The organism is Armatimonadota bacterium (assembly GCA_031460175.1).
Lineage (GTDB): Bacteria > Sysuimicrobiota > Sysuimicrobiia > Sysuimicrobiales > Sysuimicrobiaceae > Sysuimicrobium > Sysuimicrobium tengchongense.
Map to the genome: position 1 here is coordinate 18,010 of JAVKGW010000008.1, position 12,835 is coordinate 30,844.

A 12,835-nucleotide genomic window follows, 5' to 3' on the forward strand; every position below is an offset into this window, starting at 1 on the left:
ACCAACACCCCCTCCGAAGTTTTTCGAGGCCTCTGATGTGGAGCGTAACCGCGGCCTGCCCCTCCGGCATCCGTAAAAAGGCGGATATCCCCCGGGAACCCAGATGGTGGTGGGAGCGTACGGCGGAAGGGCGGACGGATGGCCCGAACTTACCTCCCGGCCGCCCCTCCCCCATCGTACGCGGCGTCCGTGGAGGAGGCGATCCCCTGCTCCACGGCCCATGCGGCGATCTGGGCCCGGGACCGGAAACCCAGTTTGTTGAGAATGTGCAGCACGTGGGTATCGACCGTGCGCTCGGAGACCCCGAGCTCTGCGGCGATGTCGCGGTTCGTGAGCCCGTGGGCGATCCAGCCCACCACCTGTCGCTCCCGCGGGGAGAGGCGCATGTTCCACCTCTCCTCAAGGGCCTCCCGGATCACCTCCGCGAGGGGAAGGGTGCTTCCTTTGACGCGTTCCGCCTCAAATCCGGTCGCACCCAGGGCCGCACGGGCCCGGTGGGAGGCGGCCTCGATGACTGCGCGTTGGGGGACCGGCGGTGGGGCGCCCACCTGGCTTCGCAGGCCCTCCGCCGCCCCCAGCCACCGCGCCGTGGCCCGGGGATCCGTTGCGAGCGTGGCAAGTCCTTCCAGGCACTCCGCAACGCCCCTCCGGGATCCCAGGACCCAGCGCAGGGCTAAGCTATCGCGGTACATCCGCCCGGCGTCCCTCCCCCGGTTCATGGCCCGAGCAGCCGCCCCGAGATCCGCCAGCGTCTCTGCGATCCGGATCTTGTCCTGCAGATCCCGGAACCGCCCAAGGCCCTGCTCCAGGAGGTTGTGGGCTTCCTCGTATCGGCCGAGCTGGTGGGCGGCCTGGCCCATCTCCTGGAGGCACACCGCCATGCCCCATGGATCCCCGTGTTGCCGGTACAGGGCCATGGCCTCCAGGAGGAGGCTTCGGGCCTTTTCCGGCTTTCCCTTCGCGAGCGCCACCAGCGCGAGGCTGGAGCAGGAGATCGCCACGCCCCAGGGATGACCCGTCCCCCGGTAGCGCCGCAGTCCCTCCTTCAGGTAGGAAGCCGCGCGGCGGTAGTCCCCCCGGGCCAGGGCCACGTGGGCGAGGATCCTCGAGGTGGAGGCAATTCCAAGCGCATCCCCCGCCGCGGTGAACCCCTCCAGGGCCGCCCGTCCCTGATCCTCGGCCACCCCGAGGTCGTCCATCACCCAGGCCAGTAACGCCAGGGCCCGCAGGGCCCGAGCCCGCGGAATCGATTTCCCCTCCCCCAGATCCAGGACGCGTCGGAGCCACATCCGGCCCTCGACCCAGTGCCCGCGCAGGGCCCAGAACTCCCCGAGGGCAGCCGCGAGGGCGAGGGCGGAGGAGGTGTCCGCGCGGTTCAGGAAAGCCTGGATCGCCGCCCGCAAGTTGTCGTGCTCGGCCTCCAGCTGGTCCAGGGTTTCGGCCTGCACGGGACCCGCAAGGCCTGCATCGACCTGTTCCGCGAACGCGAGGAAGAAGTGGGCGTGTCGGACTTCCACCGCTTCGGCCTCCCCGCTCAGCCCGAGCTGCTCCAGGGCGAACTCCCGGATGGACTCCAGCATGCGGAATCGCATGTGCCGTGCGGCGGGATCCCGATCCAATAGACTCTTGTCCAGGAGAGCGGCAAGTGCTTCCAGCATCCCCTCCTCAGGCACCCCGCAAACCGCCGCCGCTGCCTCCAGGGTGAAGCCGCCGCGGAACACTCCGAGCTGGCGGAAGACCCGCTTCAGGTCGGGCGGGAGCAGGGCGTAGCTCCACCCGATGGCGGCCCGCAGGGTCCGGTGGCGCTCCGGGAGATCCCGGGCCGCCCGGTCGAGCAGCGAAAGCCGGTGGTCCAGGCGCTCCAGGACGGCCTGAGGGGGGAGCGAGGCGAACGCCGCGGCCGCGAGCTCCAGGGCCAGGGGAAGCCCGTCCAACCGCACGCACAGCTCGGCCACCGCCCGGGCGTTCCGGGCATCGAGCCGGAAAGCCCGGTCTACGGCCCTCACGCGGTCCACGAGGAGGGCCACGGAGGGGACCCTGAGGAGGCGGTCTACCCTCGAGAGGCCGCGGAGGTCGGGCACCTCGAGGGGGGCCACGTGAAACCGGTGTTCGCCCCGCAACCGCAGGGGCTCCCGGCTGGTGACGAGCACCTGCAGGCCTCCTGTCGCTTCCAGCAGGCGCGCCACTTCCCAGGCAGCCGCCACCAGGTGCTCGAAGTTGTCCAGCACCAGCAGCAGGCGCTTCTTCCACAGGGCCGTGCCGAGGTACTCCACGGGCGGTTGCCCCGGGGGAATCCGCACGCCCAAAACCCGGGCGACGGTCGGCACGGCCAAGGAGGCATCCGAAACGGGGGCCAGGTCCACGAAGCCGACGCCGTCCCGGAACGCTCCCGCGCAGCCGTGGGCGCATTCCACCGCGAGCCGGGTCTTCCCCACCCCGGGCGGCCCCGTCAGGGTCAGCAGCCGCACCCTGGACTCCATGAGGAGGGTGCAGACCTGCATGACCTCTCCCTTGCGCCCCACGAGGGGCGTGGTGGGCACGGGGATCCGGATGCGTCTCAAACCTCGCCCTCGGATGGAGCTTCCATCCCGGGGCACCGATTCCTGCCACCCGCACGGGACCGGGAGTCCGTGGTAGACTGCTTCCGGAGCGTTAGGACCGGAGGTGAACCCATGCCGATCGTCTACCTTCCCACGCCCCTGCGCCGGCTGACGAACGGCCAGGCCCGGGTCCAGGTGCCGCCCGGTACCGTGGAGGAGGTGCTCCATGCCCTAGACGCCCAGTTCCCCGGGCTGCGGGCCCAGATCTGCGACGAACAGGGCGAGGTGAAGGCCTTCATTAACGTGTTCGTGAACGGCACGGAGATCCGGGCGCTCCAGGGCCGCAAGACCCTCGTGGGCCCGGAGGATGAGGTGTCCATCATCCCCGCCATGGCGGGAGGCAAGCGGTGACGGGCGGAGAGAGTTCCGCGGGCTTGCTCCCGGCGATCCACCGGGCCTTCCCGGACCTGGCCTTCGTGCCCACGGAGGACGTCCTGCTGCACGAGGAGTGCGATCCCGAACGGGTGGCGCGTCTGTGTGAGCGCCTGCGGGAGGAGGGGGTCCTCCGCAATCCGCCCATCGCCGCGCGGCTGGGATCCCGGGCGGTGGTCCTGGACGGTGCCAACCGCACGGAGGCCTTGCGGGAACTGGGCGCCTGCTACGTCCTCCTGCAGCGGGTGGACTACGAGGATCCCGCGGTGGAACTCCGCACCTGGCGGCACCTGGTCACGGAGGTTCCCCCGGACCTGGAAGACCGCCTCCGGGAGCTGATGCCCGTGGAGCGGATGGAGCACCGGGAGGCGGTGCGGGCCCTGGAGGAGGGACGGATCCTGGCGTACATGTGGCGACCCGAGGGCACCCTCGGGCTTCCGCGCGGCGCCGACCTCTTGGAGGACGTCGCACGGCTGCGGGCCCTCGTGGCCGCGTATAAGGGTACCGCCCGCATCCACCGGGTCCTGGGCGAGGATCCCGAGGTCCTGGCCCGGGAGTACGGGGAGGTGGGCATGCTGGTGGTTTTCCCCACGTTTGCCAAGCGGGAGATCCTGGAGATGGCGCACAACGGCCTGAAGCTCCCTACAGGGATCACGCGGCACGTGATTCCGGGACGGGCCCTGCGGGTGAACATGCCCCTGGAGCGGATGCTCCGGGAAGATCCCCTCCCATCCCTCCAGGCGTGGCTGGAGAGGTGGATGCGGGAAAAGGTGCGCACCCACCAGGTGCGGTACTACGCGGAGCCCACGTTCCTGTTCGACGAGTGAGGCCATGGCGTACCGGTTCGTCTCCGCGAAACCCCAGATCGGCGAGGACCTGCTGAACCGGATCGGAAACACGCCGTTGCTGCGCCTGCGCAGGATCTCCCAGGATCTGCCCCCGGGGGTGGAGATCTACATCAAGGCGGAGTGGTTCAACCCGGGGGGATCCGTGAAGGACCGGCCCGTGCTTCGGATGATCGAGGAGGCGGAGCGGGCGGGGCTTCTGACCCCCGACAAGATCATCCTGGATTCCACCAGCGGCAACGCGGGCATCGCCTACGCCATGATCGGGGCCGTGAAGGGCTACCGGGTGAAGCTCGTGATGCCCGCCAACGCCAGCGAGGAGCGCAAGCGCCGCATCCGGGCGTACGGGGCGGAGATCGTCTTCTCGGATCCCCTGGAGGGGTCCGACGGCGCCATCCTCCTGGCGCGGGAGATCTACGCCCAGGACCCCGACCGGTACTACAAGCCGGACCAGTACAACAACCCCGCCAACTGGCGCGCCCACTACGACACCACGGGCCCGGAGATCATCGCGCAGACGGAGGGACGCATCACCCACTTCGTGGGCACCCTGGGGACCACGGGCACCGTCACCGGGGTGGGCCGGCGGCTGCGGGAGTTCTCCCCGGACGTGGAGGTCATCGCGGTGGAGCCCGACAGCCCCCTCCACGCCATCGAGGGCCTCAAGCACATCGAGAGCTCGATCCGGCCCGGGATCTACGATCCCACGGTCCACCACCGGAAGATCGGGGTGAGCACAGAGGCCGCGTACGAGATGGCCCGGCGGCTGGCCCGGGAGGAGGCCCTGTTCGTGGGACCGTCCACAGGGGCGGCCATGGCCGCGGCCCTGCAGGTGGCCCGGGAACTGGAAGAGGCCGTGATGGTGGTCCTGGCCCCGGACGGGGGGGACCGGTACCTCACCACCCCGCTCTGGCGGGATCTGTGAAAGGGGAGTAAAGTGATGTTGAGGATCCGAGCCGATCACCTGGAGGAGATGGTGGCCCACGCCCGGGCGGAAGCCCCGAACGAGTGCGTGGGGCTGCTCTTCGGCCGGGACGGACGGGTGGAGCGGATCTGGCGGGGGACGAACGTGCATCGGAGTCCCTTTTCCTACCAGATGGACCCCGCGGAGCTGCTGCGGGCGTTCCGGGAGATGGAGGCCGCGGGCCTGGAGCTGGTGGGGATCTACCACTCCCATCCTGCGTCTCCCGCCTACCCCTCAAGGACGGATGTGGCCCGGGCGTACTATCCGGAGGCGGCATACGTCATCATCTCCCTCCAGGAGGACCCTCCTTCGGTGCGGGCGTTCCGGATCCAGGACGGCCGGGTCACGGAAGAGGACGTGAGGGTGGAATGAGGGTTTCCACACGGGCGGAGTACGGCATCCGGGCCCTCATCGACCTCGCCATGTTCGAGGCTCTGGGGCCGGTGCAGACCCACGACATCGCCCGCCGCCAGGGACTCCCGGAACCCTACCTCAACCAGATCCTCAGTGCCCTGCGGCGGGCGGGGCTCGTGGTGAGCAAGCGGGGGCCTGGCGGGGGACACCTGTTGAGCCGCCCGCCGGAGGAGATCTACCTGGCGGACGTCTTCCTTGCCCTGGAGGGCACTCCCTCGCCCTGGGAGTGCGTGGACACCTCCGATCCCAACTGCGCCTTCGCGCTCGGCTGTGGCCTGCGGCCCCTGTGGCAGCGGATCAAGGAGGCAACAGAGCACGTCCTCCGCACCACCACCCTCGCCGACCTCCTCCCGCGTCCCCTCCTCCCAGCCCAGCCGGATCGCGGCAGGCTCCGCCCCTCCACCCGCGTCTAGGCCCCGCAAACCCGATCCGTACCCCCACCGGACGCGTGGGGTATAATGGGCCGGGAGGATGGGAAATCCGGAAGATGGGGAAGCCGTTGACGAAACCGGAGCAGGAGTCCTGGACGGTGCACCGGGATGTGGGAACATCCCCTCCCGCAGACACCGTCGCGCGCCGCAAGCGGTTCGAGGAGATGGTGGCCCAGCACCTGGACGCCCTCTACGCGGCGGCCCTCCGGCTCACCCGGAACCGTCAGGATGCGGAGGACTTGCTGCAGGAGACCCTGCTGAAGGCGTGGCGGTCCTACCACACCTTCGAGGAGGGCACCAACGCCCGGGCGTGGCTGTTCCGCATCCTGATGAACGCCCACATCGACCGGTACCGCAAGGCCACCCGGGAACCCGAGCTGAGCGACGTGGAGGACGTGGGCGAGTTCTACCTGTACACCAAGGTGCAGGAGTCCGAGCAGCTACGGGGGGCGGGAGACCCGGAGAGGCTGCTGGAGCGCATCATGGAGCACGAGGTGCGGGAGGCCCTGGAGAGCCTTCCCGAGCACTTCCGCCGCGTGGTGATCCTCGCGGACCTGCAGGGCTTCTCGTATAAAGAGATCGCGGACATCCTGGGGATCCCCGTGGGGACCGTCATGTCCCGCCTCTTCCGGGGCCGGAGGTTGCTGCAGAAGAAGCTGTGGGACTACGTGCGGACCCACCATCGGATCTCGGCGGGCCCATCCGCCTCATCAGAGGCCGGTGCGGCCGAGGGGTAGTGGGGGCGAGCGTCTTGGACTGCCGGGAGTTCGCACAACGGCTCTGGACGTTCCTGGACGGGGAGCTCGATGACGGCGCCTGCCAGGAGCTCCGGGCGCACCTGGAGCGGTGCCCGGAGTGCTGGGCGCACTACCGGTTCGAGGGGGTCCTCCGCGACTTCGTCCGCCGGTGCTGCCAGGAGCCCGCTCCGGAGATCGTCCGCCGCCGCGTGATCCGATTCATCGCCCGGCTCACCGCCCGCGAAGGGTAGCTGCGCGCCCTTCCGGGGGCGGTGTTACAATCCCGCCGTGCGGCGGGCCGCCATCGACATCGGCACCAACTCCGTCCGCCTGCTGGTGGCGGACGTGGAGGACGGCCGCGTGACCCCGCTGCTGCAGCGCATGGAGATCACCCGTCTGGGAGAAGGCCTCGCCCACAGCCCCGTGCTGGCCCCTCAGGCCATCGGCCGCACCGTCCGGGCGGTCCGGGAGTTCGCGGAACGGGCGGGCGCGCTGGGCGCGGAATCCCTGGTGGTGTTCGGCACCAGCGCCCTCCGGGAGGCCCGCAACCGCGCCACCCTGGAGCGGGACCTCAAACCCCTGCGGGTCCGGGTCCTCACGGGGGAGCAGGAGGCGGAGCTCTCCTTCTTCGGGGCCCTGGCGGGGCTTCCGGAGCTGCAGGGCCGCATCCTGGTCCTGGACATCGGCGGGGGGAGCACGGAGCTCACCCTGGGAACCCGGGAGCGGATCGAGTCCCGGGTAAGCCTGCCCCTCGGGGCCGTCCGAATGACGGAGCGGTTCATCCGCAGCGACCCCGCGGCGGAGGTGGAGCTGGAAGCTTTGAGCCGTACCGCCGCCAGCACCCTGGGCCCATACCGCCGGATCTTCTCCCGCCCGGACGTGGCCGTGGGCGTGGGCGGGACCGCCACCACCCTCGTGGCCGTAGACCAGGCGCTGGAGCCCTACGATCCCGCACGGGTGCACGGGACCCGGCTCACGCAGCAGAAGGTGAGCTCCATGGCGCGGGGCCTCTGCGCCATGCCCCTCGCCCTGCGCCGTCGGCTTCCCGGCCTGCAGCCACAGCGGGCGGACATCATCTGCGCGGGTGCGGTCCTCCTGGCCACCCTGCTGCGGGAGCTGGAGATTCCGGAGCTCGTGGTGAGCGAGAGCGACCTCCTGTGGGGAGCCCTCCTCCGGCTGCGGTAGGAAAGGCCCCATGAGGCATCGGATCGCCCTCCTCGTCCTTCTGGTGGCCGCGGCCACCGCAGGGCTTCTGTGGTCTGCGGGGGTGGGATTCCGCCCAACCGCCCAGGAGGTGGATGCGGTGCGGGTGCGGCGCGGGACCCTGGAAGTGACCCTCCCCGCGGAGGGCTTCTTCGAGTCCCCCACCGTGGATCTCTCCTTCGAACTTCCGGGGCGCGTGCGCCGGGTGCTCGTCAGGGAGGGGCAACCCGTAGAGGCGGACGACCTCCTGGCCCTCCTGGAGGACGCGGAGCTGCGTGCGGCCGCGGAGCAGGCCACGGCCGCGGCCCGATCCGCCCTCTACGAGGCCGAACGGGCCCGGGAAGCCGTCCGCGCCGCGGAGGCCGAGCTGCACAGGGCCATGGCCGCGGGAAGGGCCGCCCGCCGGGAATTAGAGCGGGCCGAGGGGGCGGTGGCCGTTGCCCGGGCTCAGCTGCGGCAGGCTCTCGCCGCCTACCGGGCCGCCCGGGCCAACCTGGCCCAACTTCGGGCCGGACCTCGACCGGAGGAGCTGCGCCAGGTGGAATCTGCGGTTGAGGCGGCTGAGGTCGGGCTGGAGGAAGCCCGACGGCACCTGGAGGTCCAGGAGCGCCTGCACCGGGAGGGCGCGGTGGCGGAGGTCCAGGTGGAAGCTGCCCGCACCCAGTACGAGACGGCCCGCGCCCGCCTCCGGCAGGTCCAGGCCCAACGGGACCTCCTCCGGGCCGGACCCCGCCGGGAGGCGATCGTGGCCGCGGAGGAGCAGGTGGCTCAGGCGGAGGCCGCGCTCGAAGCCGCCCGAGCGGTCCTCCGGCAGGCGGAGGCGGCCCGGAGGGCGGCCGTGGAGAACGTGGCGCAGGCGAAGGCGGCAGAGCGGGTCGGTCGCGCCAACGTGGCGCAGGCACGCTCGGCCCTGGGAGCCGCCCGCTCCCGGGCAGAGCAAGCCCTCGCCGCGGCCCAGGCGGCCCGGGCACGGCTGGAGAAGTCCCGCCTGCGGGCGCCCTTCGCGGGCACCGTGGTCCGGGTGCTCCTAAACCCGGGAGCCGCGGTAAGCCCGGGGGTCCCCGTGCTCCGCCTCGCGGCGCGGGAGGGGTGGGTCACCGCGGAGGTGGACGAGGCGGAGATCGGTCAGATCCACCTCGGGCAATCCGTGCGGATCCGCGCGGACGCGTACCCTGGGCGGTTCTACCGGGGGCGGGTGACCTGGATCGCGCCCTCCGTGGAGACGCGGCTGCAGGACCGGATCGTGCGCGTGCGGGTGGCGTTGGCCTCTCCGGTACGGATGCGGGTGGGCACCGCGGTGGACGTGGAGTTCGTGGTGGACCGGATCCCCCGAGTCCTCCTGGTCCCCGCGGAGGCGGTGGTGGAGGCCGCGGACGGCAGCGCGCACGTCTACGTGGTGGAGGGCGGGGTGCTGCGCAGGAGGCCCGTGGTCCGGGGACGGCGCAACGAGGTCCAGGTAGCCGTCCTCCAGGGGCTCCGGGAGGGGGAACTGGTGGCCCTGGCGGATCCCCAGCTGCTCCGGGACGGGCTCCGGGTCCGCATCCGCGGGATCCCATGACGCCCGTGGTCTCCTTACGCGAGGTGCACAAGGTGTACCGAACAGGGAAGGTGGAGGTCCACGCCCTCCGCGGCATCAGCCTCGACATCTTTCCGGGAGAGTTCGTGGCCATCATGGGCCGCTCCGGGTCGGGGAAATCCACCCTCATGCACCTCATGGGGTGCCTGGACCGGCCCACCTCCGGCCGCGTGTTCCTGGAGGGCCTGGACGTCGGCAGGCTTTCCGACGATGCCCTCGCCGACATCCGGAACCAGCGGGTGGGGTTCGTGTTCCAGACCTTCAACCTCCTGCCCCGGCTGTCCGCGCTGCGAAACGTGGAGATTCCCATGGTGTACGCGGGCGTCCCCCGGTCGGAGCGCCGCCGCCGCGCCCTGGAAGCGCTGGAGCGGGTGGGTCTAGCGGACCGGATCCACCACACGCCTCAAGAGCTCTCGGGCGGGGAGCAGCAGCGGGTGGCCATCGCCCGGGCCGTGGTGAACCGTCCGAGCCTGGTGCTGGCGGACGAGCCCACCGGTAACCTCGACACCCGCTCCGGGGAGGAGATCCTCGCCCTGTTCCAGTCCTTGAACGCGTCCGGAGTCACCGTCGTGCTCGTCACCCACGAGCCGGACGTGGCCCGGCACGCCCGGCGGATGGTGGTGTTGCAGGACGGGCAGATCGTGCGGGACGAGCCCTTGCCCCATTCCGCGCGGCCGGCCCCGAGGTGAGGGGACGTGGACCTGTGGGAAGCCGTTGACCTCGCCCTGGAAGCCCTCCGTACCCACCGGCTCCGTTCCCTCCTCACGACCCTGGGCGTGGCCATCGGGGTTGCCGCGGTCATCGCCCTGGTGACCATCGGGCAGTCGGCCCGCTCGAGCGTGGTGGGGGAGCTCGCGAACCTCGGTCCGGACCTCCTGTGGGTGCTCCCGGGGAAGGCCAAGGAGGGGCAGCAGGTCCCAACCGAGGAGGGACGCCTCACCCTGACCTACGAGGACGCCCGGGCGATCCAGGAGGGGGCTGCGGTCCGCGAGGCCGCTCCCGTCCTCCAGACCACCGCGGAGGCCTCCGGTGGAGGCCGCACCACGACCACCGTCGTCATCGGTACCACCCCCAACTTCCTGCGCATCCGCAACCTGCAGGTGGCACACGGACGGTTCCTCTCTCCCTCCGACCTCGCCCGGCGCCGCCGGGTGGTGGTCTTGGGGGACGCCCTCGCCCGGGAGCTGTACCGGACGCCGCGGGCCGGGATCGGCCGGCGCCTGGTGCTCATGGGTCGGGCGTTCCAGGTGGTCGGGATCTTGCGGCCGGAGGGACAGCTGCTGGGCGTGAACCTGGATGACCGGGCCTACATTCCCTTCCCCACCGCCCAGCAGGTCTTCCGGGTGGAGCACGCCTCCTGGCTGTTCGTGCAGGCCCGGGACACCGCCTCCATCGCCCGGGCCCGACGCGAGGTGGAGCGGATCCTCCTCCGGAGGCACCGGGTGGAGGATTTCACGGTGCTCACCCAGAGCCAGCTGCTCAGCTCCCTGGACGCCATCCTCCGGATCCTCACCCTGGCCCTCGGGGCCATCGCGGCCATCTCCCTGGTGGTGGGCGGCATCGGGATCATGAACATCATGCTGGTCTCCGTCACCGAACGGACCCGGGAGATCGGCATCCGGAAGGCGGTGGGAGCCCGTTTTGCGGACGTCCTCCTGCAGTTCCTGGTGGAGGCCATGGCCATCAGCCTTCTGGGGGGCCTCGCGGGCATGGCCCTGGGGATCGGCATCTCGTGGGGCGTCACGGACCGCTTGCTCGGGAGCCCGCCCACCGCGGCCACCCTGATCCCCATCGTGGTGCTCGCCACCAGCTTTTCCGTCCTGGTGGGGCTGGTGTTCGGGGTCTATCCCGCCTGGCGGGCCGCGCGCCTGGATCCCATCGAGGCGCTCCGTCACGAATAAAACTGCCGGCGGGCCGCTCCAGGGACTGAGCCATCGCCCTTGGGGGGCGCCTCCCTGTCACCTCGGTGCCGCGTGCCCGCCGGCAGTTTTATTGTATCCCATCGGGGCTTGGAAGTCCTTCCGCGGAAGACTCTGAACACTCCGCCGGGGGACGGGAACCGGAAGAGCGGGACGGAAATTCCGCGTTGATGGGTCGAGGAGGCGTGGTATACTGAGGACGGCGACGCGGGGTGGAGCAGTCTGGTAGCTCGCCGGGCTCATAACCCGGAGGTCGCGGGTTCAAATCCCGCCCCCGCTACCAGGAGTTGAGGGCCGAGGAAAGCCCTCGGCCCTGTTTCATTCAGCCGGCGGAAGATCAGGGAGTCGGTTCCCTCTTCAAGGCGCGCTTGGCCTCCCGCCGGGCCTGCCGGCGGGCCGCTTTCTGCTCCCGCTTCAGCTGCTTGCGCAGCTCCCGCTGTCGCTTCAGCGCGCTGTACCGGGGTCTACCCATCTCGACTCCTGAGGAAGGGATTTGTCTTATCATCTCATGAATCCGCCCCAGGCGGTAGGGGATGCGCGAGCCGGGCTTGGATCACCCCCCATCGGCCCCTCATCCTCCACTCCGGGTCCAGGGCACCAACCCGGTCCACCACCTCCGCCTGCAGCCCTACCACCACCTCGGACTTCAGGGTCCGTAGGACCACGAAGGGAGCGGGGAAGTAAGCAGCGGCACGTTCGAGGGGGGTGGTGGGCGGCCACCACACGTCTCCCACCAGGCGCCGGTAGTTGGCGTCTCCCTTGAGGACCACGAGGTCGGTGGCCGCGAGCTCCGCCTCCAGATCCCGAGGCATCTCGAAGTACGCGAGGCTCGTGACGAAGAACCAGTGGGCAGTCAGGCGCACCCGGCCCTCCCGGAGGCCGGCCTGCAGGCGTTCTCCCAGCGCTCCCGGGCTCCCTCCGGCCTCGGTTACCGCCGCCAGGGTGGCCAGCACGTCGAGAGGCGTGGCGTCCGAGACGAAGAAGGGGTGCCACTTCACGTGCAGGACCACCTCCCTCGCGATCCCCTCCTCCAGCAGGAAGTCCACCAGGGCGAGGTCTGCGAGAAGCTCCCGGCCCACGTTGTCCAGGACCATCGCGATCCGAAGTCCGCAAGACTCCCTCAGGAACGCCCACACGGGCCCTGTGTCGTCTGCCAGGAGCCGGGTGTGGGGATCCCCTCCGGGCGCGGCCCGGGCTTCCTCCACGACCTCCGGAAGGCTGAGGTCGAACCGGTTGCCCCACAGGCTTGCTTGGAAGAGATGCCGGAAGCGATCCTCGGGATCCTCAGGAAGCTCGGAGAGGAGCGCCTCCAGGGCCCGAAGGCCCCCGCGGAGCTCCGCCTCCTTCCTGCGCCAAAAGGGGTCCACGCCGTACCAGGGGCCGATCCGGAAGTACCGGGTCGTCTCCAGGAGCCGCCGGTACAAGAAGGCCTCGGCCCAGTACCACGGCACGTCCTGCCAGCTCGCGCCCAGGTACGGACCCGAGAGCGCGTCCCACAGCGGCCGGTCCGGCGCGGGTTCGGCCAGGGGCCGGATGACGCCGTGGAGGATCTCCTCCCGGAGGTCTGCGAGCGCCCTTTGGATCTCCGGGGGGAAGGGATTCTGATCTGCCACCTCCTCCAGAATTCGGGGGACCCGGATCCGGAAGGTGCGCTGGGCCAAGGAGTCCGGGTCCGAGGTCCGCAGGGGCGGCGGCAGCGCCCGGAGATCCACCCGAGGCGGCGGGAGGTCGAAGCCACGCGGTTCCATCCGATCGTCTTCTTTGACGTGGATCC

Annotated in this window: 14 protein-coding genes and 1 tRNA gene; 12 read left to right on the top strand and 3 right to left on the bottom strand. The window is 70.6% G+C overall.

Annotation, left to right across the window (positions count from 1 at the left end):
- Positions 1-149: 149 nt before the first annotated feature.
- Positions 150-2,561, bottom strand: coding sequence for a LuxR C-terminal-related transcriptional regulator (locus QN206_10325; GenBank protein MDR7615203.1), 2,412 nt, complete (start codon positions 2,559-2,561; stop codon positions 150-152).
- Positions 2,562-2,672: 111 nt separating this feature from the next.
- Between QN206_10325 and QN206_10330 the strand changes: the two genes are divergently transcribed.
- From QN206_10330 to QN206_10385, 12 genes are all read left to right on the top strand, one after another.
- On the top strand, positions 2,673-2,951 hold the full coding sequence (locus tag QN206_10330; protein MDR7615204.1) for a ubiquitin-like small modifier protein 1: 279 nt from the start codon (positions 2,673-2,675) through the stop codon (positions 2,949-2,951).
- Positions 2,948-3,799, top strand: coding sequence for a hypothetical protein (locus tag QN206_10335; GenBank protein MDR7615205.1), 852 nt, complete (start codon positions 2,948-2,950; stop codon positions 3,797-3,799). The genes QN206_10330 and QN206_10335 overlap by 4 nt, the downstream gene beginning before the upstream one ends.
- A gap of 4 nt (positions 3,800-3,803) precedes the next feature.
- Positions 3,804-4,742, top strand: a complete 939-nt coding sequence (locus QN206_10340; protein ID MDR7615206.1) for a cysteine synthase — start codon at positions 3,804-3,806, stop codon at positions 4,740-4,742.
- Between the two features lie 15 nt (positions 4,743-4,757).
- Complete coding sequence (locus tag QN206_10345) at positions 4,758-5,153, top strand: M67 family metallopeptidase (GenBank protein MDR7615207.1); 396 nt, start codon at positions 4,758-4,760, stop codon at positions 5,151-5,153.
- Positions 5,150-5,608, top strand: coding sequence for an Rrf2 family transcriptional regulator (locus tag QN206_10350; GenBank protein ID MDR7615208.1), 459 nt, complete (start codon positions 5,150-5,152; stop codon positions 5,606-5,608). The genes QN206_10345 and QN206_10350 overlap by 4 nt, the downstream gene beginning before the upstream one ends.
- Before the next feature lie 74 nt (positions 5,609-5,682).
- Positions 5,683-6,363, top strand: a complete 681-nt coding sequence (locus QN206_10355) for a sigma-70 family RNA polymerase sigma factor (protein MDR7615209.1) — start codon at positions 5,683-5,685, stop codon at positions 6,361-6,363.
- Entirely contained in the window at positions 6,363-6,614 is a 252-nt protein-coding gene (gene rsrA, locus QN206_10360) for a mycothiol system anti-sigma-R factor (protein MDR7615210.1), read from the top strand. Before QN206_10355 ends, rsrA begins: the two co-directional genes overlap by 1 nt.
- 37 nt (positions 6,615-6,651) lie before the next feature.
- Positions 6,652-7,548 (top strand): Ppx/GppA phosphatase family protein, encoded by an 897-nt coding sequence (locus QN206_10365; GenBank protein MDR7615211.1) that lies wholly within the window; start codon positions 6,652-6,654, stop codon positions 7,546-7,548.
- A 10-nt stretch (positions 7,549-7,558) separates the two neighbouring features.
- A complete protein-coding gene (locus tag QN206_10370; protein MDR7615212.1) occupies positions 7,559-9,124 on the top strand; it encodes an efflux RND transporter periplasmic adaptor subunit in 1,566 nt (521 codons plus the stop codon).
- Positions 9,121-9,831 (top strand): ABC transporter ATP-binding protein, encoded by a 711-nt coding sequence (locus tag QN206_10375; GenBank protein ID MDR7615213.1) that lies wholly within the window; start codon positions 9,121-9,123, stop codon positions 9,829-9,831. Before QN206_10370 ends, QN206_10375 begins: the two co-directional genes overlap by 4 nt.
- 6 nt (positions 9,832-9,837) lie before the next feature.
- Positions 9,838-11,043, top strand: coding sequence for an ABC transporter permease (locus QN206_10380; GenBank protein ID MDR7615214.1), 1,206 nt, complete (start codon positions 9,838-9,840; stop codon positions 11,041-11,043).
- A gap of 224 nt (positions 11,044-11,267) precedes the next feature.
- Positions 11,268-11,344, top strand: a tRNA-Met gene (locus QN206_10385).
- Between the two features lie 54 nt (positions 11,345-11,398).
- Here QN206_10385 and QN206_10390 read toward each other — a convergent pair.
- Positions 11,399-11,533 carry a hypothetical protein gene (locus tag QN206_10390; protein ID MDR7615215.1) on the bottom strand — a complete coding sequence of 45 codons (135 nt, stop codon included), beginning with the start codon at positions 11,531-11,533 and terminating at the stop codon, positions 11,399-11,401.
- A 34-nt stretch (positions 11,534-11,567) separates the two neighbouring features.
- On the bottom strand, positions 11,568-12,809 hold the full coding sequence (locus QN206_10395; GenBank protein ID MDR7615216.1) for a damage-control phosphatase ARMT1 family protein: 1,242 nt from the start codon (positions 12,807-12,809) through the stop codon (positions 11,568-11,570).
- Positions 12,810-12,835: the final 26 nt, after the last annotated feature.